Annotated in this window: 24 protein-coding genes; 5 read left to right on the top strand and 19 right to left on the bottom strand. The window is 62.5% G+C overall.

What is annotated here, in order from left to right; all coding sequences use genetic code 11:
* Window positions 1-221: 221 nt before the first annotated feature.
* The gene (locus RC54_RS08165) at window positions 222-479 is read right to left on the bottom strand and encodes a hypothetical protein (RefSeq protein WP_082803210.1); all 258 of its coding nucleotides are present in this window, start codon (window positions 477-479) and stop codon (window positions 222-224) included.
* A gap of 22 nt (window positions 480-501) precedes the next feature.
* Between RC54_RS08165 and RC54_RS25850 the strand changes: the two genes are divergently transcribed.
* The 3 genes from RC54_RS25850 to RC54_RS08155 all read left to right on the top strand — a co-directional run bounded on the left by RC54_RS25850 (window position 502) and on the right by RC54_RS08155 (window position 1,915).
* On the top strand, window positions 502-633 hold the full coding sequence (locus RC54_RS25850; protein ID WP_279635703.1) for a hypothetical protein: 132 nt from the start codon (window positions 502-504) through the stop codon (window positions 631-633).
* 72 nt (window positions 634-705) lie between these two features.
* The gene (locus tag RC54_RS08160; RefSeq protein ID WP_061790591.1) at window positions 706-1,572 is read left to right on the top strand and encodes a M15 family metallopeptidase; all 867 of its coding nucleotides are present in this window, start codon (window positions 706-708) and stop codon (window positions 1,570-1,572) included.
* 142 nt (window positions 1,573-1,714) lie between these two features.
* Window positions 1,715-1,915 carry a hypothetical protein gene (locus tag RC54_RS08155; RefSeq protein ID WP_058894941.1) on the top strand — a complete coding sequence of 67 codons (201 nt, stop codon included), beginning with the start codon at window positions 1,715-1,717 and terminating at the stop codon, window positions 1,913-1,915.
* A 114-nt stretch (window positions 1,916-2,029) separates the two neighbouring features.
* Here RC54_RS08155 and RC54_RS08150 read toward each other — a convergent pair whose 3' ends face one another.
* The 13 genes from RC54_RS08150 to RC54_RS08090 all read right to left on the bottom strand — a co-directional run bounded on the left by RC54_RS08150 (window position 2,030) and on the right by RC54_RS08090 (window position 13,577).
* A complete protein-coding gene (locus tag RC54_RS08150) occupies window positions 2,030-2,965 on the bottom strand; it encodes a CysB family HTH-type transcriptional regulator (protein ID WP_058894940.1) in 936 nt (311 codons plus the stop codon).
* Entirely contained in the window at window positions 2,962-4,041 is a 1,080-nt protein-coding gene (locus RC54_RS08145) for a sulfate/molybdate ABC transporter ATP-binding protein (protein ID WP_058894939.1), read from the bottom strand. The genes RC54_RS08150 and RC54_RS08145 overlap by 4 nt, the downstream gene beginning before the upstream one ends.
* Window positions 4,042-4,054: 13 nt before the next feature.
* Window positions 4,055-4,954 (bottom strand): sulfate ABC transporter permease subunit CysW, encoded by a 900-nt coding sequence (gene cysW, locus RC54_RS08140; protein WP_058894938.1) that lies wholly within the window; start codon window positions 4,952-4,954, stop codon window positions 4,055-4,057.
* A gap of 1 nt (window position 4,955) precedes the next feature.
* Window positions 4,956-5,843 (bottom strand): sulfate ABC transporter permease subunit CysT, encoded by an 888-nt coding sequence (cysT, locus tag RC54_RS08135; RefSeq protein ID WP_058894937.1) that lies wholly within the window; start codon window positions 5,841-5,843, stop codon window positions 4,956-4,958.
* A gap of 175 nt (window positions 5,844-6,018) precedes the next feature.
* Entirely contained in the window at window positions 6,019-6,600 is a 582-nt protein-coding gene (locus RC54_RS08130) for an RBBP9/YdeN family alpha/beta hydrolase (protein WP_058894936.1), read from the bottom strand.
* A gap of 39 nt (window positions 6,601-6,639) precedes the next feature.
* The gene (locus RC54_RS08125; RefSeq protein WP_061790590.1) at window positions 6,640-7,482 is read right to left on the bottom strand and encodes an EAL domain-containing protein; all 843 of its coding nucleotides are present in this window, start codon (window positions 7,480-7,482) and stop codon (window positions 6,640-6,642) included.
* Between the two features lie 62 nt (window positions 7,483-7,544).
* Window positions 7,545-7,760, bottom strand: coding sequence for a TOBE domain-containing protein (locus RC54_RS08120; RefSeq protein WP_006464491.1), 216 nt, complete (start codon window positions 7,758-7,760; stop codon window positions 7,545-7,547).
* Window positions 7,761-7,866: 106 nt separating this feature from the next.
* Window positions 7,867-8,700, bottom strand: a complete 834-nt coding sequence (locus RC54_RS08115) for an ATP-binding cassette domain-containing protein (protein WP_058894934.1) — start codon at window positions 8,698-8,700, stop codon at window positions 7,867-7,869.
* A gap of 29 nt (window positions 8,701-8,729) precedes the next feature.
* Window positions 8,730-9,575 (bottom strand): aliphatic sulfonate ABC transporter permease SsuC, encoded by an 846-nt coding sequence (gene ssuC, locus RC54_RS08110; RefSeq protein ID WP_044528343.1) that lies wholly within the window; start codon window positions 9,573-9,575, stop codon window positions 8,730-8,732.
* 7 nt (window positions 9,576-9,582) lie between these two features.
* Window positions 9,583-10,749 (bottom strand): FMNH2-dependent alkanesulfonate monooxygenase, encoded by a 1,167-nt coding sequence (gene ssuD, locus RC54_RS08105; protein WP_061790589.1) that lies wholly within the window; start codon window positions 10,747-10,749, stop codon window positions 9,583-9,585.
* Between the two features lie 70 nt (window positions 10,750-10,819).
* The gene (locus RC54_RS08100) at window positions 10,820-11,803 is read right to left on the bottom strand and encodes a sulfonate ABC transporter substrate-binding protein (RefSeq protein ID WP_017454230.1); all 984 of its coding nucleotides are present in this window, start codon (window positions 11,801-11,803) and stop codon (window positions 10,820-10,822) included.
* A 100-nt stretch (window positions 11,804-11,903) separates the two neighbouring features.
* The gene (gene ssuE / locus RC54_RS08095) at window positions 11,904-12,500 is read right to left on the bottom strand and encodes an NADPH-dependent FMN reductase (protein ID WP_017454229.1); all 597 of its coding nucleotides are present in this window, start codon (window positions 12,498-12,500) and stop codon (window positions 11,904-11,906) included.
* A gap of 63 nt (window positions 12,501-12,563) precedes the next feature.
* A complete protein-coding gene (locus RC54_RS08090; protein ID WP_061790588.1) occupies window positions 12,564-13,577 on the bottom strand; it encodes a sulfate ABC transporter substrate-binding protein in 1,014 nt (337 codons plus the stop codon).
* 321 nt (window positions 13,578-13,898) lie between these two features.
* Between RC54_RS08090 and RC54_RS08085 the strand changes: the two genes are divergently transcribed.
* Window positions 13,899-14,684 (top strand): IclR family transcriptional regulator, encoded by a 786-nt coding sequence (locus tag RC54_RS08085; protein ID WP_061790587.1) that lies wholly within the window; start codon window positions 13,899-13,901, stop codon window positions 14,682-14,684.
* A 101-nt stretch (window positions 14,685-14,785) separates the two neighbouring features.
* On the opposite strand, the gene RC54_RS08080 is transcribed toward RC54_RS08085, so the two are convergent.
* From RC54_RS08080 to RC54_RS08070, 3 genes are all read right to left on the bottom strand, one after another.
* Entirely contained in the window at window positions 14,786-16,252 is a 1,467-nt protein-coding gene (locus RC54_RS08080) for an IS1182 family transposase (RefSeq protein ID WP_244216461.1), read from the bottom strand.
* Between the two features lie 125 nt (window positions 16,253-16,377).
* Window positions 16,378-17,478 (bottom strand): D-alanyl-D-alanine endopeptidase, encoded by a 1,101-nt coding sequence (gene pbpG / locus RC54_RS08075; protein WP_061790475.1) that lies wholly within the window; start codon window positions 17,476-17,478, stop codon window positions 16,378-16,380.
* A gap of 411 nt (window positions 17,479-17,889) precedes the next feature.
* On the bottom strand, window positions 17,890-18,651 hold the full coding sequence (locus tag RC54_RS08070) for a class I SAM-dependent methyltransferase (RefSeq protein WP_061790476.1): 762 nt from the start codon (window positions 18,649-18,651) through the stop codon (window positions 17,890-17,892).
* Window positions 18,652-18,800: 149 nt separating this feature from the next.
* On the opposite strand from RC54_RS08070, the gene RC54_RS08065 reads away from it, so the two are divergent.
* Window positions 18,801-19,607: a helix-turn-helix transcriptional regulator gene (locus RC54_RS08065; protein WP_061790477.1), complete on the top strand. Its 807-nt coding sequence runs from the start codon at window positions 18,801-18,803 to the stop codon at window positions 19,605-19,607.
* Between the two features lie 16 nt (window positions 19,608-19,623).
* Here the strand turns inward: RC54_RS08065 and RC54_RS08060 are convergent, their stop codons facing one another.
* Together RC54_RS08060 and RC54_RS08055 are read right to left on the bottom strand one after the other, a co-directional pair.
* Complete coding sequence (locus RC54_RS08060) at window positions 19,624-20,523, bottom strand: DMT family transporter (RefSeq protein ID WP_061790497.1); 900 nt, start codon at window positions 20,521-20,523, stop codon at window positions 19,624-19,626.
* A gap of 41 nt (window positions 20,524-20,564) precedes the next feature.
* Window positions 20,565-21,476: a histone deacetylase family protein gene (locus tag RC54_RS08055; RefSeq protein ID WP_061790478.1), complete on the bottom strand. Its 912-nt coding sequence runs from the start codon at window positions 21,474-21,476 to the stop codon at window positions 20,565-20,567.
* Window positions 21,477-21,707: the final 231 nt, after the last annotated feature.

Raw genomic sequence — 21,707 nt, 5'->3', positions numbered from 1 at the left:
ACTGCGGCCCGCAAAAAAAAGTTCGGGAAGATTGTGCGCGAGGATCCGACTTTTTCCTGACGATTCCCGACTGCCGAGCACCGCTCCACCAAAGAAAACGCCGCAACGGTTGCCCGTCGCGGCGTATGCAGTGCTGTTCCCACTGCAGGGTGATGGTGCGGCTCTTGCCGTTCTTGTTGGCTCTCGTTATACGAAGTGCGTGGAGTGCCCGGAATGCGCGCTTACTTCTGCGTACCGGCAGTGCCGCCAGCCGAGGAATCCGAAGGCGTGGTCGGAGTCGGTGTAGCCGGGGTGGCGGTGGAACCCGAATCCGCAGGCGCCGGGGTAGTTGCCGGAGCCGGCGTGCTGGTGGCCGGCGCCGGTTCGGATGCAGCCGGGGGAGTGGCGGCGGGCGTGGCAGGTGCCTCGTCGCGCTTGTTGCAACCGGCGAGGACGGCGGTAAAGACGGCGGCAGCCAAGAGGGTGTGGCGAATCTGCATGTTTTGCCTCCAAAGGTTGTTGATGGGATTGGCCGAAATAAAAGAAGCAATGCACATGCTGTTGAGCTATGTGCTTGCCGGAATTCGACAGCTTCTGGAGATCGATTATTGCCGCTCTGGCCGCTTGCGGCTGTCAGAAAATGGCGCATCTTGATGTCAGCCATCGCAGGCAATCTGACCTTATTGACAACACTTGGAGAACAGAAAAGCCGTATCATCCCCCTCCATGACCACCCTTACCGCCCGCCTGTGCGCCCCTAGGCGCCGCCCTGCCCGTGCGCTATGCCCGGCCTGGTGCATCTCCATCCTGCTGGCAGCCCTGCCTGCCGCCGCCCACGCCGACATCACGCCACTGACGCCGACGCAATGCAGCCAACTGCAGGCGCGCAAGGTCATCACTGCTGCCAATCCCGTGCCTTGCACGCGCCTGTCCACGGTCAGTTTCGACTACACCGACTTCGACGGCGCCACGCGCCAGGGGTCGGTGGTGGTACTCGATGCGGTGGCGCCGCAGGTGGAGTCGCTCTTTGGCGAACTGCTGCTGCGCTCCTTCCCGCTGGCCAGTGCCCGTGGGCTGGAACAGTTCGATGGTGACGACCAGCGCTCCATGCAAGCCAACAACAGTTCCGCGTTCAATGGCCGCCCCATGACCGGCGGTGGCGGCTGGTCCAAGCACGCCTATGGCGCGGCCATCGACATCAACCCGCAGCAGAATCCCTACGTGAGCCAGGCCGGCAGCCCAACGCAGCAAGTCCTGCCACCCCAGGGGGCGGCCTACCTGCAGCGCAATCCGGTGCAGCCGGGCATGGCCGAGGACGTGGTCGGTGTGTTCTATGACCATGGCTTCCTGGTCTGGGGCGGCCACTGGAAGCAACCCATCGATTACCAGCACTTCGAGATCGGCAGCCGCGGCTTCATCACGACGCTGGCCAGCCTGCCCAAGGCGCAGGCGCGTGCCGAGTTCGAGCGCTACGTGGCCGGCTATCGGCAGTGCATCCATCGCAGCGGTGCGCCCAATGCCGCGGCCAGCGACGACGATGCGCCCGAAGACATCACGCTGCGCGAGCAATGCGCAGCACGCCTGCGCAAATGATCTTCATCCGTTGGCTGCCGAGGTAAAGATGCGCAAGTTTGGGTAAGCCGCTGCGACGCATCGCAGCGCTCGCTCTATACTGCCCCGGCAATATCGGTCTGGGCGCTGGCCCGGGGGACAGCCTTACTTGAGGAGTGCACGCATGTCGATCAATTCCATTTCCACCGTCTACCATGGCAACGAACCGGTCGGTGGTCCGCAGCCACCGAAGAAACCGGCCGTCAATTTCACTGACGTATTGAATTCGGTCGGCCAGGTGCCGCAACTGGCCCAGTCCACCACCAGCCTGCCCGGCAGTACAGAGACCAGCCCCTTTACCACGACACCGAACCGTCGAGTTTGAGCAGTCAATACCCGACCAATAAGACAAAGACCGGACAGTGCGCAAACACTGTCCGGTCTTTGTCATGACACTTCGATAGACTGGCCCGGTAAGCTTTTACCGCCCTCTCATCCATCAAGACTGGGCATTGGCCTCATTGAGCGCATTGACGATGTCGGCACGCTTGAGGTCAGGCGCGAACTGCTGGATGAAGTCAAAGGCATAGCCGCGCAGGTAGGCTCCGCGCCGCACCGCCAGACGGGCGATGTTGGCCTTGAACAGGTGCGAGGCCTGGATGGCGACCATCTCCTGGTGCTTGCCCTGGTCCACCGCCATCGAGGCCACCAGGCCCACCCCCATGCCCAGCGAGACGTATTGCTGGATCACGTCGGAGTCCATGGCAGTGAGCACGATGTCGGGTTCGATACCGGCCTGACGGAAGGCTTCGTCAATATGACCACGGCCGGTAAAGCCGACGTCATAGGTGATCAGCGGCCAGGTACCCAGGTCTTCCAGCGACACCTGTTCCAGCCCCAGTAGCGGATGGCCCTTGGGCACCACGATCACGTGGCTCCAGGTATAACAGGGGAAGGACACCAGTTCCTTGAACTGCGACAGGCCCTCGGTGGCGATGCCGATGTCGGCCTTGCCCGAGATGACCCATTCGGCGATGTGTTCCGGGGCGCTCTGCTGCAGGGCGATGCGCACCTGCGGGAAGGCATCGCGGAAAGCCTGCACCACGCGCGGCAACACGTAGCGCGCCTGGGTGTGGGTGGTGGCAATGGAGAGCGTGCCGCTCTGCTCGCCGGCGTATTCCTTGCTGGCGCGACGCAGGTTCTCGGCCTCCAGCAAGAGCCGCTCGACGATGCCCAGGATACCCTTGCCGGGTTCGGTGAGACCGGTCAGGCGCTTGCCGTTGCGCTCGAAGATTTCCACGCCCAGTTCTTCTTCCAGTTCGCGGATCTGGCGGCTCACGCCGGGTTGCGAAGTGAACAGGACATTGGCCACTTCGGTGAGGTTGAAGCCGCAGCGCGCGGCTTCGCGGATGGAACGCAATTGCTGGAAATTCATCGTGCCGGCCCTCCTTCCTGCTGGGCGAAGACCTGCAGGCGGCGCGGACGCACCACCAGGGTTTCGCCATTCTTCAAGCCCAGTTGGGCAAAACGTTCATTGGGGATGACCGCCTCGATCAATTCGGCATTGTCATCGCGCGCAAGCTCCAGTTGCGCCAGCGGACCGATGGCGTGGGCACGACGCAGTTGCACCACGATGCCCTGAGCGCCGGGGGTATAGCGTTCCACATCGAGATCATGCGGACGCACGAAACCCACGCCCGCGGCATCGCGGATATCGTCATGCCCGGGCGCTTCGAAACGGGCGCCACCGGCATCGAGCACGCCTTCGTGCAGGCGACCGTGGAACAGGTTCACATTGCCCAGGAAGCCATAGACGAAGGGCGAGGCCGGGTGGTTGTAGACCGCTTCGGGGGTACCGATCTGCTCGACCTGTCCCTTGTTCATCAACACCACCTGGTCGGCCACTTCCAGCGCCTCTTCCTGGTCGTGGGTGACGAAGATGCTGGTGACGTGCAATTCATCGTGCAGGCGCCGCAGCCAGCGGCGCAATTCCTTGCGCACCTTGGCATCGAGGGCGCCGAAGGGTTCGTCCAGCAACAGTACGCGCGGCTCCACCGCCAGTGCGCGTGCCAGCGCGATACGCTGGCGCTGGCCGCCCGAGAGTTGCGGCGGATAGCGATCGGCCAGCCAATCCAGTTGCACCAGTTCCAGCAACTTCTTGACCTTCTCGCGGATGACCGCTTCGGAAGGACGCTGGCTGCGCGGCTTCACGCGCAGGCCGAAGGCGATGTTCTCGAACACGGTCATGTGCTTGAACAACGCATAGTGCTGGAACACGAAACCGACCTGGCGCTCGCGCACGTGGCGCGCCGAGGCGTCTTCGCCATCGAGCAGTACCTGGCCCGAGTCAGGTGACTCCAGTCCGGCGATGATGCGCAACAGCGTGGTCTTGCCGCAGCCGGACGGCCCCAGCAAGGCCGTCAGTTCGCCTGCAGGAAAATTCAAGGACACATCGTTGAGGGCGGTAAAACTGCCGAAACGCTTTTGAATGTGATGGACTTCGATGCTCATGCTGACTCACTCCTTAGACTTGCTCGCTGGCGCTGTGCTGCTGGTGCAGCCGCCATTCGATGACACTCTTGATGGCCAGCGTGACCAGGGCCAGGAAGGCCAGCAGCGAAGCCACGGCAAAGGCGCCGGTGATGTTGAATTCGTTGTAGAGGATTTCCACCTGCAAGGGGATGGTATTGGTCTCGCCGCGAATGTGGCCGGAGACCACCGACACCGCGCCAAACTCGCCCATGGCGCGGGCGTTGCACAGGATCACGCCATACAGCAGGCCCCACTTGATGTTGGGGAGCGTCACATGCCAGAAGGTGCGCCAGCCGGACGCGCCCAGCACCAGCGCGGCCTCTTCTTCCTCGCTGCCCTGCGACTGCATCAGCGGGATCAGCTCGCGCGCCACGAACGGGAAGGTCACGAAGATGGTGGCCAGCACGATGCCCGGCACGGCAAACAGGATCTTGATGTCATGCTCGCGCAGCCAGGGACCGAGATAACCTTGCAGGCCGAACAGCAGCACGTAGATCAGGCCCGAGATCACCGGCGAGACCGAGAACGGCAGGTCGATCAGGGTCAGCAGGATGTTCTTGCCACGGAACTCGAACTTGGCAATGGCCCAGGCCGCAGCCACGCCAAAGACCAGGTTCAACGGCACGGCGATGGCGGCGGTGAGGATGGTCAGCTTGATGGCCGACCAGGCATCGTCTTCGGTGATGGAGGCGACATAGACATCCCAGCCCTTGCGCAGCGCTTCGTAGAACACCGACACCAGCGGCACGAACAGGAACAGCGTCAGGAACACCAGCGCGATGCCGATCAGGAGCGCACGCACCCACCATGGTTCGGTGGTGGCGGCGGGCGTCAGCGGTGGTTCGCCACGGGCAATCGTCTGGCGCGCCGCGGAAATGGGTGCCGCACTCATCTCAGGTCCTTTCCGACTGGCCACGCTTGCGGGTCCAGGCTTGCAGCAGGTTGATGGTCAACAGCAGGATGAAGGAAACCACCAGCATCACCATGGCAATGGCCGTGGCGCCGGCATAGTCGTATTGCTCCAGCTTGGTGACGATGAACAACGGGGTGATTTCGGAAACCATCGGCATGTTGCCGGCGATGAAGACCACCGAGCCGTATTCGCCGGAAGCACGAGCGAAGGCCAACGCAAACCCGGTCAGCAATGCCGGCATGATGGTGGGGAAGATCACCCGCGCAAACGTCTGCCAGCGGCTCGCGCCCAGGCTGGCGGCGGCTTCTTCCAGTTCGCGCTCGGCCTCTTCCAGCACCGGTTGCACGGTGCGCACCACGAACGGCAAGCCGATGAAGGTCAGCGCCACCAGCACGCCCAGGGGCGTAAAGGCGACCTTGATGCCGAACGGCACCAGCAGCTTGCCCAGCCAGCCATTCTGCGAATACAGCGTGGTGAGGGCGATACCGGCCACCGCCGTGGGCAGGGCGAACGGCAGATCGACCAGGGCATCGATGATGCGCTTGCCGGGGAAGCGGTAACGCACCAGCACCCAGGCCACGATGCCGCCGAAGATGACGTTGAGGAAGGCCGCGATCAGCGAAGCGCCAAAGCTCAGGCGATAGGACGCCATCACCCGCGGCGAGGTCACGGCCTCGACGAAGCCGGCCCAGGTCAGGGTAAACGTCTTGAGAAACAGGGCCGACAGCGGGATCAGCACGATCAGCGCCAGGTAGAAGATGGTGAAGCCCAGCGACAGCCGGAAGCCGGGCAGCACGCGCCGACCGGTCCCGCCGGCACGGACCGGCGCGGCGCGGGGCGCAGCTAGGGAAACAGGGGATGCGGACATTGTCGTTCTCGTTTTATTTATTACAAATGCGACTATAGGTGAGCGATATTCGCACCCGATAGTTATAAAGAGAACGAAGCTTTTTGCATGTCCTTAGAAGAAAAGCGCATAAAGCACGGCAAAAAACCGACTTTATGCGCTCAAGAAGACAATGGGATGGGTGAAGAAAAAAGCTTCAGGCAATGCGTTCCAGCAAACCTAACAGCCATTGCTGACCCTCGGTCCAGTCACCCAGGCCGGATTCCGAATTGATATGACCGCGCGCGCCGATGGAGCGGAACTGCGCGCCCCAGGCCTCGGCCCAGTGGCGGCCGCGTTCGGCGCTCATCCAGGGGTCGTTGTCGCTGCCGATGACCAGCGCCGGATAAGGCAGGCGGTGCCGCACCGCCGCGCTCAGGCTGAACTTGACCGGATCGGCCGGCGCCACCAGCAAGGCCGCCACGATGGGATGGGCCGAGCCGGAGGCGGCTTGCAGGGCCGCGGTGCGATGCACCGTGGTCAGGCAACCGAAGCTGTGCGCCACGATCACCGTGGGCCGGCCATCGCGCGCCAGGACTTCATCCAGGCGCGCCGACCAGCGCGGCAGATCAGGGGTTTCCCAGTCATCCTGACGCACCCGTTCGAAGGTCGGATAGAGCCGTTGCCAGCGTGACTGCCAGTGTTCCGGGCCACTATCGGACAGACCCGGCGCCACCAGCACGCGAAAGTCGGACAGTCGGGCCGGGGTGGCCGAGGACGAGGGGGTGGACAGGCTCATGCTGGACTCGCGGCAGGAAATGGAAAGAGGGAGTATGCCTCAGGCGGCGTCCTTCAGGCCGGTCAGAATTTCCGGCAGGCGCGCACCGGGCACATCCCACAGATAACCCTGGGCCAGGGTGGACTGGGCCAGTGCCTGACAGTACCAGGCCAGTTTATCGAACACTTGCCGGTTTTCGACCCGCTTGAAGAAGATGCGCACGCCCTGCTCGGCCGCCCGCAGCAACAGCAAGGCTACGCTGTCGGGGTCGGCCAGTTCACGCGCATCAACCTTAATCAGGTCGGGCTTGACCTTGTCCAGCAGGCCCAGTGCTTCCAGGGGGCTATTGGCCGTCACCCCCAGGCGGAAACCGTTGCGGCGGTAATTATCCAGCACGTAATTGAGCAGCCAGCGCTGGTTGGGCGTGACCACCGGCAGTTGCAGCACGATGCGCTCGTGCGGCAACTCCAGCGCGGCCAGGATGCGGCGATAGGCCACGCCGTGATTGTTGTTGACCGCCGCCAGCAGGCGCGCGTGTACCGACAGGTGCAATTCCGGCGCATCCTCGCCGACCTGACGATAGTAATTAATGGCGTGCAACATGCGGCACAGCCGGTCCAGCTCCACCGACTCATCGTCGCTGGCAGCCTGGTCCAGCAGCTTCCACAGATGCAGGCCGTCATCGACGGCCGAATGACTGCGGGCGAAGGCCTCGCAGGCGACGATGTGACCATCGTCGAAGCTGCGCACCGGCTGGAAGGCCGAGGTCAGCGACGTATTGAAGAAACGCCCGGCGGCACGCCCCTGCTCGTCCAGCCAGACCTTGGAAGAGGAAGAGGACGCGGCGCCTGCGTGTTGCGCATCAAGGCGCTGCAGATAAGCCTTCAGTGCCTGATATGCCATCGGGCCTGCTCCTGAAAAAAGATGCCGCCCCTAACTGTGGTCCAGCCTGGGCGGCCTGATGATCACAGCTTGGCGATCGAGACTTCGGTGGCCTTGACCAGCGCCACCACTTCGCTGCCGATGGTCAGGCCCAGGTCCTTCACGGAACGGGTGGTAATGACCGAGGTCACGATGCCGGCCGGGGTTTCCACGTCCACTTCGGACACCACCGAACCTTCGATGATGGCCTTGACCTTGCCCTTGAACTGGTTACGCACGTTGATTGCTTGAATGGTCATGCTCTGCTCCTTGATGAAACGACGGCGGCACCTGCCGCGCCGTAGGGTTGAAATGGGGTACTACGAAGATTCTGAAAATCAGCTCGAAGCTTCATATCGCTACAGCTCACACCGCCCACTGCACCTGCTGTACGCCACGCGGCGTGAAGATAGCTTCAGATGGCTCGGTAACCACCTCGCTACCGGGGTGTCGCAGCACGCGCGCCAGGATGGCTTCTTCCAGTGCGGCGAACTGGGCCTGACCGCGAGAACGCGGGCGCGCCAGGGCGATGCGCTGGTCCAGCGCCACCTGACCGTCTTCGATCAGCAGCACGCGGTCGGCCAGGGCGATGGCTTCCTGCACATCGTGCGTGACCAGCAAGGCAGTGAAGCCGCGTTCGCGCCAGAGCGACTCGATCAGGGTCTGCATCTCGATGCGGGTGAGCGCATCGAGCGCGCCCAGCGGTTCGTCCAGCAACAGCAATTGCGGGTCGTGCACCAGGGCCCGGGCCAGCGCCACGCGTTGCCGCTGGCCGCCCGAGAGCACCGCTGGCCATTCACCGGCGCGCTGCTCCAGACCGACCTGGCGCAAGGCATTGACGGCTTGCGGCGCGGCCTGCCGGGGCAAGCCCAGGGCGACGTTGGCCTGCACCCGCTTCCAGGGCAACAGGCGCGCATCCTGGAACATGATGCGGATTTCCGGCTCGCCCGCCCCTTCATGTTCGTAGATCAGTTCGCCGCCGCTGGCCGCATCCAGTTGCGCCACCAGGCGCAGCAGGGTGCTCTTGCCGCAACCGCTGCGACCGACGATGGCGACGAATTCGCCGGGTGCGATGTCCAGATCGATGTCGTGCAGCACGGTGCGGCCGCTGAAGGCCTTGGACACGGCGCGTAGCCGCAGCCCTACGCCACGGCCGGCGGCGCGGCCCAGTTCACGGTGTTCCTGTGTGTCATTGCGCATGGTGGTTCCTGATGCAGTCTCGTTGCTTGTCATTGATAGCCCGGATGCCAGCGCAGCCAGAAACGTTCCAGGGCCCGTGCCGCGGTATCGGCCAGCTTGCCCAGCAAGGCGTAGAGCAGGATGCCCACCAGCACCACGTCGGTCTGCAGGAATTCGCGGGCATTCATGGTCATGTAGCCGATGCCGGCCTGGGCCGAAATGGTCTCGGCCACGATCAGCAGCACCCACACCAGCCCCAGCGCAAAGCGCAGGCCCACCAGGATGGAGGGCAAGGCACCCGGCAGGATCACGTCGCGATACAGCGGCCAGCCCGACAGGCCGTAGCTCTTGGCCATCTCGATCAAACCCTGGTCCACCGAGCGGATGCCGTGGAAGGTATTGAGATAGACCGGGAAGAACACCCCCACCGAGACCAGGAACAGCTTGGCCGTCTCATCGATGCCAAACCACAGGATCACCAGCGGAATCAAGGCCAGCGCCGGAATGTTGCGCACCATCTGCAAGGTGGTATCGAGCAGCAGTTCGGCCCAGCGCAGGCTACCCGAGAGCAGCCCCAGGATCAGACCCAGCCCGGCGCCGACCGCAAAGCCGGCCGCGGCACGACCGCTGGAGACCGCCAGGTGGTGCCACAGTTCGCCGCTGGCCGAAAGCTGCCAGGCGGCCTTCAACACCGCGAACGGTTCCGGCAGGATGCGGCTGGACAGCCAGCCGGCCTGGGCGGCGATTTCCCACCACACCAGCAAGAGCAGCGGCAGGATCCAGCCGATCCAGGCATCGCGCTGCGGGCGCGATTTCTTGGCGGCGGCTTTGGGCTGGGCCGATGGCTGCGCGGCGGTGGCAGCGCCCGGCAGTACGGTATCGGAGGCACTCGTCATGCTGACCTCAGCTGGCCGACACGCGCACCGGCGCGGCCTTGGGCAGTTCGGTATTGCCAACGATCTCGCCGAAGGGACCGGTCAGGTTGTGAGCGCTCAAGGCTGCGCGCTGGGCACGCGGCAACAGCGGGAACACCAGTTCGGCGAAACGATACGATTCTTCCAGATGCGGATAACCGGAGAGAATGAAGGTATCGATGCCCAGGTCCGCATATTCCTTGATGCGCGCGGCCACCGTGGGACCATCACCCACCAGGGCGGTACCCGCCCCGCCGCGCACCAGGCCCACGCCGGCCCACAGGTTGGGGCTCACTTCCAGCTTGTCGCGGCGGCCGCCGTGCAGGGCCGCCATGCGGCGCTGCCCTTCCGAATCCATGCGGGCAAAGTTGGCCTGGGCCTTGGCGATGGTCTCGTCATCCAGGCGGCTGATGAGTTCATCGGCGGCGCGCCAGGCGGCTTCATTGGTGTCGCGCACGATCACGTGCAAACGGATGCCGAAGCGCAGCGTGCGCCCTGCCTTGGCGGCGCGCTCGCGCACGCGGGCAATCTTCTCGGCCACGGCCGCCGGCGGTTCGCCCCAGGTCAGGTAGACATCGACCTGCTCGGCGGCCAGGTCGATGGCCTCGTCCGAGGAGCCGCCGAAGTACAGTGGCGGATAGGGTTGCTGCACCGGTGGATAGAGCGCCTTGGCGCCCTTGACGCTCAAGTGCTTGCCGCTGAAGTGGGTCTCTTCGCCGGTATGGGTCTTGCTCAAGACCTCGCGCCAGATCTTCAGGAATTCGTCGGAGACTTCATAACGCTCGGCATGGCTGCCGAAGATGCCATCGCTCTCCTGCTCCACCGGATCGCCACCGGTGACCACGTTGATCAACAGGCGGCCATTGGAAAGGCGATCGAAGGTAGCGGCCATGCGTGCCGAGAGGGTCGGTGCGGTCAGGCCGGGGCGCACCGCCACCAGGAATTTCAGGCGGCGGGTGGCATCGATCAGGCTGGCTGCCGCCACCCAGGCGTCTTCGCAAGAACGGCCAGTGGGCAGCAGCACGCCGTCATAGCCCAGCGTGTCGGCGGCCACCGCCACCTGCTTCATGTAGTCATGCGTGACCGCGCGCGCCCCTTCGGAAGTGCCGAGATAGCGGCTGTCGCCGTGGGTGGGGATAAACCAGAAAACGTTCATGCTTGGCTCCTGTACTTCGACAACTGGATAGGCGTTATTTAAATAATTTAAATTATTTAAACTATTTTTATCATTTGAGAACCGCGTCGCTGACCTTGAGCGGCTTGGGGATCAGCTTGAGCTCGTAGAAGGCATCGGCGATCTTTTGCTGCTCGGCCAGCACTTGTGCATCGACCGGTTTGTAGATGTGGGCGTAGCGCTTCAGGCCGGTTTCGATGATGTCTGCATCCAAGCCCTGGATGGGGGAAAGCTGGGCTGCGGCCTCGGCGGTGTGGGTGCGCACCCATTCACCTTCGCGGGTGATTTCTTCCAGCAGGATCTTTTGCACCTGCGGGTTCTTGGCCGCGAACGGACGCGCACTCAGGAAGAACTGGTGATGGCTGACCACGCCCGCGCCACTGGCCAGGCGGCGTGCGCCAACCTGTTTTTCGGCCGCGGCCTGGAACGGATCCCAGATCGCCCAGGCATCCACCGCACCGCGCTCGAAGGCGGCGCGGGCATCGGCCGGCGCCAGGTAGACCGGCTGGATATCGCTGTATTGCAGACCGGCCTTCTTGAGCAAGGCCACCACCAGCCAGTGCACGTCGGAACCCTTGTTGAAGGCGACCTTCTTGCCCTTGAGTTCGGCCACGCTCTTGATGGGGGAATTCTTGGGCACCAGCAGCGCTTCGGCCTCCGGGGTCGGGATTTCATAGGCGGTGTAGACGAAGTCGGCACCAGCAGCCTGGGCAAAGACCGGTGGGGCTTCACCGACATAGCCGAAGTCCACCGAACCGACGTTCAAGGCTTCCAGCAATTGCGGACCGGCCGCGAACTCGGCCCATTTCACTTCCACGCCCAACGGTTGCAGGCGCTTTTCCAAGGCGCCATGGGCTTTCAACAGCACCAGGGTATTGGCCGCCTTTTGATAGCCGATGCGCAGCAGCTTGGTTTCCTGCGCCTGCACCGGGCTAGCGCCCAGACCGATGGTCAGCGCACCGAGGGCGATGGCAGACAGGCGCGCCAGCGAGCGGCGACGGGGAAGATGGATGCTCTTGTTCTTGTTGGCGGACACGTTTTTTCTCCTGATTCCAGATGGTTGGGCGTAGCGCGGCCCTGCCGCTGTACCAGCCGGTGGTCTTATGAGGCGCAGGCGCTGTCAGTTCGTTAGTTACTTAGTAAGAGACGCTGTACTGCAACTGCGAGAAGGGAATCTCGCGGAATTCTTCAGGTGCTGCCTTGTGCAGCGCCAACAGGCTGGCCGACAACTGTTCCACGCCTTCATTGACGCGGGCTTCGATGGGGGCATCCAGCACCAGACCTTTTTCTTCACTCCAGGTCACTTGCGCCTCGGTAGCGTAGATGCTGGGCAGCACGTGCTTGGGGTTGAGCGAGGACAAGACCGGGCGCAGCGCGTAATCCAGCGCCAGCATGTGCGACTGGCTGCCACCGGTGGCCAGCGGCAGCACCAGCTTGTTGGTCAGGCCGAACTGCGGCAGCAGGTCCAGGAAGGCTTTCAGGATGCCGCTATAGGCTGCCTTGTAGACCGGCGTGGCCACCACCACGGCAGACGCTTCTTCGACGGTGGCCAGCGCGGCCTTGATATCGGCGTCGTTCCAGTCGGCGCGCAGGATGGCCTGGCCCGGCAGGTCGCGCACATCCAGGCGCGCATAGCGGTGTCCGAGCTGAGCCAGCTTGTCGCCGACGTGGTGCAACAGACGGGTGGAGCGGGAGGGTGCCGAGGGGCTGCCGGCCAATAACAGGATGGTCATGTCGTTTGCTTGTGCTGGAGGGTGGATGGAACCGGCCAGGCCGGTTCCTCTTGCGGGTTCAGGTCACTTCTTGTTGGGCGCGTAGAGCTGGTCGAAGGTGCCACCATCGGCGAAGTGAGTCTTCTGAGCCTTCTGCCAGCCGCCGAAATCCTTGTCGATGGTTACCAGGTTCAGCTTGGGGAATTGCGATGCGTACTTGGCGGCGATCTTGGGGTCGATGGGACGGTAGTAGTTCTTGGCGATGATTTCCTGGCCCTGTTCCGTGTACAGGTACTTCAGGTATTCCTCGGCCACCTTGCGGGTGCCGCGCCGGTCGACCACCTTGTCCACCACCGCCACCGGGGGTTCGGTCAGGATGGAAATGGAGGGGGCGACGATGTCGAACTTGTCCGGGCCCCATTCCTTGAGTGAAATCAGGGCTTCGTTTTCCCAGGCCAGCAGCACGTCGCCGATGCCGCGCTCGACGAAGGTAATGGTGGCGCCACGGGCGCCCGAATCCAGCACCGGCACGTTCTTGAAGAGCTTGGCGATGTAGTCGCGGGCAGCGTCGTCGCTACCGCCCTTCTGCTTGGCATAGGCCCAGGCCGCCAGGTAGTTCCAGCGGGCGCCGCCCGAGGTCTTGGGGTTGGGGGTGATGACGGAGATCCCCGGCTTGATCAGGTCGCCCCAGTCCTTGATGCCCTTGGGATTGCCCTTGCGCACCAGGAACACGATGGTGGAGGTATAGGGCGAGCTGTTATGCGGCAGGCGCTTTTGCCAGTCGGCCGGCAAGAGCTTGGCCTTTTCCGAGATTTCATCGATGTCGTAAGCCAGGGCCAGGGTCACCACGTCGGCATCGATGCCATCAATCACCGAGCGGCCCTGCTTGCCGGAGCCGCCGTGCGAGGCCTTGATGGTGACGATATCGCCGGTCTTGTCCTTCCAGTACTTGGCGAATGCCTTGTTGTAGTCGGCGTAGAGTTCGCGCGTGGGGTCGTAAGAGACGTTGAGCAGCGAAACATCGGCCGCCTGCGCCACGTGCGCGGCTTGCGCCAGCACCAGGGCGGCGGCGATCGATTTGATGATCTTTTTCAGCATATCCGTTCCCGCATGTTCTGTTGTTTTGGAGCACACAGGTTAATGAGACTGCTGCCTGAAAAGAACGAATACTTTCTTCTCTCGATATGCGGAAAACAGATATGCAAGAACAGGGCGTCAGAATAAGGCCGGCCGTCTTTATAACCAAAGCCTTGGTTGGCTGAACGAACGTGCGCAACCTCCCCTGCTCGTCTGATGCTGCCTGGCGGGCCATCCAGGCGTGCCGGCAGGCTTGCTTGCCGGGCGGAAAAGCACGCCTGGACTTTTTGTTGTTTTCACATTGTGGTATAACCTTCATATTGCAACGCACCAGGCCGCGCCATGAAAAAAGAAGCTGCAGGCGAGACAGAACACATTTCCATCCAGGTCATCGAGCGCATGGTCTCGCTGCTCGACGCCCTGGCCGAGTATCCCGATCCGGTGAGCCTGAAGGAATTGTCGGCCGCCACCGAGCTGCATCCCTCCACCGCCCACCGCATCCTCAACGATCTGGTGGTCAAGCGCTTCGTGGACCGGGTGGAGCCGGGTACCTATCGGCTGGGGATGCGTCTGCTGGAACTGGGCAACATCGTCAAGAGCCGCTTGTCGGTGCGCGAGGCGGCGCTGGACTTCATGCGCGCATTGCACCGCAAGACCCACCAGACCATCAATCTGTCGGTGCGGCAGGCCGATGAAATCGTTTATATCGACCGCTCCTTTTCTGAACGTTCAGGTATGCAGGTGGTGCGCGCCATCGGCGGCCGCGCGCCGCTGCACCTGACTTCCACCGGCAAGCTGTTCCTCTCGGTGGACGATCCCAAGAATGTGCGCGCCTATGCCACCCGTACCGGGCTGGCGGGCCACAACAAGAATTCCATTACCGATCTGGCCAAGCTGGAGCGCGAACTATCGATGGTACGGGCGCTGGGTTATGCGCGCGACAACGAGGAGCTGGAACTGGGGGTGCGCTGCATGGCCGCCGGCATCTGCGACGACAGCGGCAAGCTGGTGGCCGGCCTGTCGATCTCGGCCCCGGCCGACCGCCTGCAGGAAGACTGGGTGGATGACCTGGTGAGCACGGCCAATCAGATTTCCTCGGCCCTGGGGTATCGTAAGGATCAGGCCTGAAGCTTCATATCGCAGGCCGCCGCAGACAACAAAAAAGCGAACCCTGGGGTTCGCTCAGGTTGATGACGAACCCCGTGTTTTCGAACACGGGGTTTTGTTTTTCAGGCGCAGGTAATTTGCAGATGGTCGATGGCGCAGAAGCCAAGCAAGGCGCGCATTTTTCGCTGTAGCCACTTTTGTACGCTGGCAGAGGCGCTCAAGCCGTGTAAAAGCGCGCGCAAGCGCGCCACCAACAGGGCAATCTTCTTCATGTTCTGGGCCGCCGCCGCCAACAAGCACTGCTCGGCGACCTTGCGCAATCCCCGCATACGGGCATAACGATGTCCGTGCAATTGCTTGGCGTCGGCGAAGCTGCGTTCTACCGTTTCCTTGCGTCGGGCATAGATGCGCTTGCCCCATTCGGTACGACGCCGATCATCCACCTTCTCCTTGGAACGCTCCCACACATGGCGCGTCACCACCTTGACCGCATTGGCGCTATTGGTGCATTGCTCGCCTACCTTGCAGCCTCGGCATTGCTCAGGGTTGGATTTGTATTCCCGATACCCCAGTCGATTGGTCGTGCTGTAGCGCAAGGGTTGACCCTGCGGGCAGATGTATTCGTCACGGTAGGCATCGTACTCATACGCCCGTTTAAAGAATGTCCCCGGCTTGTGGTTGGGTGTGCGGTAGCCCATCACGCCGCTGATCTCGCGATTCTCCAGTCCCTGGCAGACGGCCGGTGTGAAGTAGCCCGCATCCAGGCCAACGGCCTGTACATCAAATCCGAACGTCTGGCGCTGACGATCCAGGCGCGCCAGATAAGGCTGACTGTCATGGACTGAGGCGGGCGTGACATGGGTATCGGTAATGATGGAATGCTTGGCATCGACGGTGCGGTGATCCAGGTAGAAGAAGCCCTTGGGCTTGTCGTCGCGCACCATGTAGCCGCTCTCGGGATCGGTGCGACTGACCTTGATCTCTTTGGTGGGCGGCTCATCATCGTCGTCACGCTTGAGCGGTTTCTTGCCATGCTCGGCACGGTCGATATCCACAGCGGCATCCAGTTCGGCCAGATAGGCCGAGGGGGTCTGGGTAACTTGAACGTAGTCGAACTTGTTCTTGTTGGCGTTGGCCTTGAGGTGAGTGCTGTCGCTGTAGAGCACACGGCCATCGACCATGCCGCGTCCAATGGCCTGGCGCACGATCTCGTCGAAGATCTCTTGATAGACGGTGGTATCAATGAAGCGGCGGCGCCGGTTCTGGGAGAAGGTGGATGAGTCCGGTACCTTGTCGGTCAGACGGAATCCGGCAAACCAGCGATAGGCCACATTGACCTGGACCTCGCGGATGAGCTGGCGCTCGCTGCGGATACCGAAGAGGTAACCGATGAACAAGAGCTTGAAGAGTACCACCGGGTCCAGTGCCGGGCGGCCATTGTCGGCGCAATACAGATGCGCCACCTTCTCTCGGATGAACTCGAAATCCACCGCCGCGTCGATCTTGCGCAGCAGGTGGTCCTTGGGCACGAGCATCTCGATGGTCACCATCTCTAACTCGTGCTGGGCGGCTGTCGGTTTTTTGAGCATGACCGATTAAACAACAAAGCCTTGGCTCTCGCCAAGGCTTTGTCATCAATCTGAGCGAACCCTGGGGTTCGCTTTTTGTTTGCGACGGATGAAGCAATCATCCGCACATTCCGAACAAGCCTGCTTCAGCCTTCGTCGGCCCGCACCATCTTCACGCGGGTCAGGTTGGGCTGGTCTTCGACCAGCCACTTGCGCATCCGCGTGGCATCGCCCACGTGCGACAGGCGGCCCTTGGAATCGAGGAACACCATCACGATGGGACGGCCTTCGATGCGGGTGTACATCACCAGGCAATGGCCGGCTTCGTTGATGAAACCGGTCTTCTGCAGGCCGATATCCCATTCCTTGTTGGAGGTCAGGCGGTTGGAGCTGTTGTACTGCATGGCATGGCCGCTAGGTTCGACCATGTACTTGGGATCGGTGGAGTACTGGCGGATGATCGGGTAGTTATAGGCCGCCACCACCAGCTTGGCCAGGTCGCGGGCGCTGGCCACGTTCTGGCTGGACAGGCCGGTCGAATCGACGTAGTGGGTATCCATCATGCCCAGCGAGCGGGCCTTGGCGTTCATGGCGGCGACGAAGGCCGGCAGACCGCCCGGATAGTTGCGACCCAGGGCCGAGGCGGCACGGTTTTCAGAGCTCATCAGGGCGATGTGCAGCATGTCGTCGCGGCTCAGGGTGGAACCCACGCGCAGACGCGAGCTGCTGTGCTTTTCGCGATCGACGTCATCATCGGTGACGGTCAGCACTTCTTCCATGTTCAGGTGCGCTTCGACCACCACCAGCGCGGTCATCAGCTTGGTGACCGAGGCAATGGGCAGGGCCACCGAGGAATTCTTTTCAAACAGGACTTGCGAGCTAGCCTGGTCGATCACCAGGGCGACGTTGGAACGCAGGGCCAAGGGATCGGGCGTCAGGTTCAGGCCGGCCATGTCGCCGGCCGTCATCACCGGCGGCACCACCGGCACGGCCGGGGCGACCGAGACGCGCTGGTAGCTCACGTGACGCTTGCCACGGACTACGCTGACCTTGCGTACCAGCTTTTCGCGATTGTTCAGGGAACCCTTGACGGCGGTCTTGCCGACCGCGTGCACCGGGCGTTTGGCGGCGACCTTCTTGGCCGGTGCTTTCTTGGTGGTGGTGTTGACCGTCTGAGCTGCGGCAGGCGCCAAACCAGCGTGGATAAACAGTACGGATGTGAAAATGGCCAGCGCTGATTTGATCATAGGTGGAACTCCCCCCAAATTTACTCTGAAAGTACACAAGAGAAACGTTGGCAGTGTAGCAAAATGCAGATTTTTCGCAAGAAAAATAAGGTGTTAGCGCATTTATTTAAACGGCTTTCTCACGCTTGCTCACGAAAAGTGCCCCACACTTTTTCGAGATTCTGCTGCAATTTTGTACGGGCGGTACTCGAAGTTTTTCGATTTTTATCGAGAAAACCGTTTGCCAACGACGCGACATGATACCAGTCTAGCTGTCAGCAATCGGTCACAATGGCGATAACAGAAGGCAATACTGGCCCCAGATATTCGCTTTACGACACTCTGGAGTGAAGGGATAACGACGATGAGGGTGAAAACGTTGACACCCCGCAGGGTGTCATTGCCTCATGCAAGCAGACGTAGGCCGGGACTTCAGGGCTTGCGCAGTTCCAGCATGGCCACATCGATGGAGAAGGAATCGTCGGCCTCCAGCGCGAAATACTGCTTCACTTCTTCCGGCGCGGCCCGCCACAGCGCGCGGATGGCGGCGACCTGGTCCGGCGGGGTACGCATCCGGGCTACCCAGGAGGCGAATTCCAGGCGCAGCTTCCAGGTCTTGTCGCTGGCGATGGTAAAACCGGCAGCTCGCACCAGCTTGCGCCAGGAGTTCAGGCTGACATTGCGTACATGTGAAGTATCACGCAGCAATTCGATGGCCTGGACATAGGTATCGGCCAGCACGTCGGCAGGAGCAGCGGTGTCGATGACGATGAAGCGGCCACCCGGCTTGAGCACGCGGAATACTTCACTCAGGGCTTGCGGCAAGTGGCGCCAATGGTGGGCCGAGAAGCGCGTGCAGACCAGCTCGAAGCTGGCATCAGGAAATTCCAGCCTATCGGCGCTGCCCTGGCGCACGGCCAGGTTGTCCAGGCCGCGTTCTTGGGCGGCGCGCGAGACCACCTCCAGCATCTCGGCCGAGAGGTCATAGGCAATCACCTTCTCCACCACCGGGGCGACGGCAAAACTGGCATGTCCGCCACCGCAACCCAGGTCCAGTGCGCGCGCGCCCGACATGGTAGAGGCGATCTGCGCCAGTTCCTGCAGATCGGCGCCCTGGGCGTGGACGGCGCTGGTGAGATAGGCGGCGGCGGTGCTGCCGAATTGTTGGCTGACGACTTGCTGGTGGCTGCGCATGGCGGGGCTCCTGTGGATGGGATGAAATGGGATGCGATATGAAGAAAAAGGCTGTTTGCCGTGGATGAGCCGCCAGTCTAGCGCTTCCATATCCTGTTACAAGTGAAGCATTTATACTAGTACCCCCACCACCACCCTAGCCTGCCCGCATGGAACCCGACCTCGCCCGCCGCGCCCTTGGTGACTTCCTCAAATCCCAGCGCGAACAGACCGCGCCAGCCCAGGCCGGCCTGCCGCACCTGGCGCATGGCCGCCGTCGCACGCCGGGATTGCGGCGCGAGGAAGTGGCGCAGTTATGCGGCATCAGCGTGACCTGGTACACCTGGATCGAGCAGGGCCGCACCGATTCGGTCTCGCCGCAGGCGCTGGCGCGCATCGCCGATGCGCTGCACCTGCCGCGCGCCAAGCGGGCCTATCTGTTCGAACTGGCGGGCAAGAAGGATCCGGTGCTGCCGGAGCAGCAGGCGGCGACCATGATCGCGCCCGAAATCCTGGAGGTGGTCGGCAACTTCCGGGCGCCAGCCTATCTGCTGGACCGCTATTGGAATGCGGTGGCCTGGAATGCGGCCGCGCGCAAGCTGTTCATGGGATGGCTGGATGGCAAGGCCGGCCAGCCCAACCTGCTGCGTTTCATGTTTGGCAGTGCCGCGGCGCAATCCCTGACGGTCGATTGGGAACAACGCGCGCGCCGGCTGGTGGCAGAGTTTCGCGCCGATAGCGCCAGCCTGCTGGATGACCCGGAATTGCAGGCGCTGGTGCAGGAGCTGTCGGCGGCCAGTCCCTTCTTCCAGCGCGCCTGGCATCTGCAGGATGTGGTGGAGCGCGAAGGTGGCGAGCGCCGTTTCCGGCATCCGCTGGCGGGTGAATTGCTGTACCGGCAAGTCAATTTCCGGGTCGCCAATCGGCCGGACCTGAAGCTGGTGACCTTGATGCCGGACCAGCTCACCCCGGCCTGAAGCGGCTTGCCGCCGCTTACTTGCGCACCACGAAGGCCACGCCGATCACGCCCAGCAACATGCCCAGCGCACCGATGAGGCTGAAGGCTTCGCCGAAGATCAACCACGCCATCACGGCAGTGGTGGGCGGCGTGAGGTAGAGCAGACTGGTGACGCTGGTGGCGGCGCTCCTGCGGATCAGGGCAAAGAGCAGGAAGATGGCACCGATGGACAGCGCCAGCACCGACCATAACAGCGCGCCGATGAATTGCGGGGTCCAGTGGACGTTGCTGACATGCCAGTCGAAGCCTTCCAGCGCCACCGCGAAGGGCAGCACCACCACGATGGAAGCCATGAACTGGATCACGGTGCCGGTGCGCAGATCGAAGTGGGCACAATAGCGCTTCTGGTACAAGGTACCGGCGGTGATACACAGCAAGGCGAACACGCACAGCGCAATACTGGCCGTAGACAGGCCAATCAGGGAAATCTTGTTGGCCACCACCAGCCCCACCCCGCACAGGCCCAGCGCCAGGCCCACCCATTGCCGCCCGCGCACCGATTCGCCCAGCAAGGGGGCGGCAAACGCCGTGAGAATCGGTTGCAAGCCGACGATCAGGGCCGACAGGCCGGCCGGCATCCCGATCTTGATGGCGCACCAGACCCCGGCCAGGTAGCCGGCCTGCAGCAATACGCCGGCCAGCGCCACGTGGCGGATTCGGCCATGCGGCCAGGGAGCACGGAACAGCAGCACCAGCGGCAGCAGGACCAGCAGCACACCGGTAAAGCGCAACAGCAGGAAAGTCAGGGGCGGTGCATACGGCAGGCCGAACTTGGCCACGATGAAGCCGGTACTCCAGATCAGCACGAACAACAAAGGCACCAGTCGCATCAGGAACTGGGGGGACCGGCTGACGCCGGCGGCGGATTGCATCATTTCTTTTTCCATCGGCAGGCGCACCAGGGAGTGCGCCCGGGTCATCTCGGTGTGCTCCAGCGAGTAGCGTGGAGGCTGGCGAGTCTTATCGTTTGTAGATGTACGGCGACGGTTTGTTCGATATCTCTGCCGTAGCCGCCCGCCATCGTAACCGCAACCGGGATTTTGTGCTCATGGGCATAGTTGAAGACGGTCTCATCGCGCGCCGCCAAGCCGGCCAGAGTCAGCTTCATCTTGCCCAGGCGGTCGCCTTCGTGCGGGTCGGCACCAGCCAGGTAGATCAGCAACTGCGGGGCAAAACGCTGCTGCAGTTGCTGTAAGGCCCCCCGCAGGGCGTGCAGGTAATCGTCATCGCCGACGCCATCGGGAAGAGCGAGGTCGAGGTCGCTCTGTTCTTTGTCGAAGGGATAATTGTTCTGTCCGTGCAGCGACAAGGTGAACACCGAGTCATCCCGCGCCAGGATGGCGGCGCTGCCATTGCCCTGGTGTACATCCAGGTCGACGATAGCCACGCGCGCGGCGCGGCGTTCGGCCTGCATCAGGCGCGCAGCGATGGCGGCATCATTGAAGACGCAGAAACCCGCCCCATGGTCGGCATAGGCGTGATGGGTGCCGCCAGCCAGGTTGACCGCCACGCCTTGCTCGAAGGCGGCACGGCAGGCAGCAATGGTGGCGCCGGCCGAACGGCGCGAGCGCTCCACCATCTGCGGCGTCCAGGGAAAGCCGATCTCGCGCTGCTCGGCCGGGCTCAACAAGCCTTGACTGACGCGGGCGATATAGTCCGGGTGGTGCGCCAGCGCCAGTTCGCCATCGCTGGCCGGCTGGGCTTCATACAGTTCCAGGTCCGGTACGGCCTGGATCGCACCTTCGCGGATCATGCGGTACTTGACCATGGGGAAGCGGTGGCCGGGTGGCAGGGGCAATACAAAATGGTCGCTGTAAAAAACTTTCACACTTATCTTCCGTTTATTTGCACACCACCTCTTGCAGTGCAACAAATCCGTTTACAAGGAAGCGCAAACGATTGCGAGGGCTTAACTGATAACCTGATTCAGTCGTTGAGCTTGCACTATTTCTGGGAATGATATCTCTGAATCAAATATGCTAAGTCCTTGATTAGACTTGGATCAACTTTGAAGCGCTTTTCCCGGATTCCCGCGCGATGAAACGTTTGACTTTATGCA

It is taken from the genome of Herbaspirillum rubrisubalbicans (genome assembly GCF_003719195.1).
Lineage (GTDB): Bacteria > Pseudomonadota > Gammaproteobacteria > Burkholderiales > Burkholderiaceae_D > Herbaspirillum > Herbaspirillum rubrisubalbicans.
Note: the sequence above shows the minus strand (reverse complement) of the source record. Positions and strands in the feature narration are given on the sequence as shown.

Bases quoted from the DNA above. Each gene is read 5' to 3' on its own strand.
- RC54_RS08150 (WP_058894940.1), bottom strand. From the start codon at position 2,965: ATGAATTTCCAGCAATTGCGTTCCATCCGCGAAGCCGCGCGCTGCGGC.
- RC54_RS08160 (WP_061790591.1), top strand. From the start codon at position 706: ATGACCACCCTTACCGCCCGCCTGTGCGCCCCTAGGCGCCGCCCTGCC.
- cysT (WP_058894937.1), bottom strand. From the start codon at position 5,843: ATGTCCGCATCCCCTGTTTCCCTAGCTGCGCCCCGCGCCGCGCCGGTC.
- RC54_RS08145 (WP_058894939.1), bottom strand. From the start codon at position 4,041: ATGAGCATCGAAGTCCATCACATTCAAAAGCGTTTCGGCAGTTTTACC.
- ssuD (WP_061790589.1), bottom strand. From the start codon at position 10,749: ATGAACGTTTTCTGGTTTATCCCCACCCACGGCGACAGCCGCTATCTC.
- RC54_RS08090 (WP_061790588.1), bottom strand. From the start codon at position 13,577: ATGCTGAAAAAGATCATCAAATCGATCGCCGCCGCCCTGGTGCTGGCG.
- ssuE (WP_017454229.1), bottom strand. From the start codon at position 12,500: ATGACCATCCTGTTATTGGCCGGCAGCCCCTCGGCACCCTCCCGCTCC.
- RC54_RS08125 (WP_061790590.1), bottom strand. From the start codon at position 7,482: ATGGCATATCAGGCACTGAAGGCTTATCTGCAGCGCCTTGATGCGCAA.
- RC54_RS08065 (WP_061790477.1), top strand. From the start codon at position 18,801: ATGGAACCCGACCTCGCCCGCCGCGCCCTTGGTGACTTCCTCAAATCC.
- RC54_RS08130 (WP_058894936.1), bottom strand. From the start codon at position 6,600: ATGAGCCTGTCCACCCCCTCGTCCTCGGCCACCCCGGCCCGACTGTCC.
- cysW (WP_058894938.1), bottom strand. From the start codon at position 4,954: ATGAGTGCGGCACCCATTTCCGCGGCGCGCCAGACGATTGCCCGTGGC.
- RC54_RS08165 (WP_082803210.1), bottom strand. From the start codon at position 479: ATGCAGATTCGCCACACCCTCTTGGCTGCCGCCGTCTTTACCGCCGTC.
- RC54_RS08080 (WP_244216461.1), bottom strand. From the start codon at position 16,252: ATGCTCAAAAAACCGACAGCCGCCCAGCACGAGTTAGAGATGGTGACC.
- RC54_RS08060 (WP_061790497.1), bottom strand. From the start codon at position 20,523: ATGATGCAATCCGCCGCCGGCGTCAGCCGGTCCCCCCAGTTCCTGATG.
- RC54_RS08085 (WP_061790587.1), top strand. From the start codon at position 13,899: ATGAAAAAAGAAGCTGCAGGCGAGACAGAACACATTTCCATCCAGGTC.
- pbpG (WP_061790475.1), bottom strand. From the start codon at position 17,478: ATGATCAAATCAGCGCTGGCCATTTTCACATCCGTACTGTTTATCCAC.
- RC54_RS08155 (WP_058894941.1), top strand. From the start codon at position 1,715: ATGTCGATCAATTCCATTTCCACCGTCTACCATGGCAACGAACCGGTC.
- RC54_RS08115 (WP_058894934.1), bottom strand. From the start codon at position 8,700: ATGCGCAATGACACACAGGAACACCGTGAACTGGGCCGCGCCGCCGGC.
- RC54_RS08120 (WP_006464491.1), bottom strand. From the start codon at position 7,760: ATGACCATTCAAGCAATCAACGTGCGTAACCAGTTCAAGGGCAAGGTC.
- RC54_RS25850 (WP_279635703.1), top strand. From the start codon at position 502: ATGGGATTGGCCGAAATAAAAGAAGCAATGCACATGCTGTTGAGCTAT.
- ssuC (WP_044528343.1), bottom strand. From the start codon at position 9,575: ATGACGAGTGCCTCCGATACCGTACTGCCGGGCGCTGCCACCGCCGCG.
- RC54_RS08070 (WP_061790476.1), bottom strand. From the start codon at position 18,651: ATGCGCAGCCACCAGCAAGTCGTCAGCCAACAATTCGGCAGCACCGCC.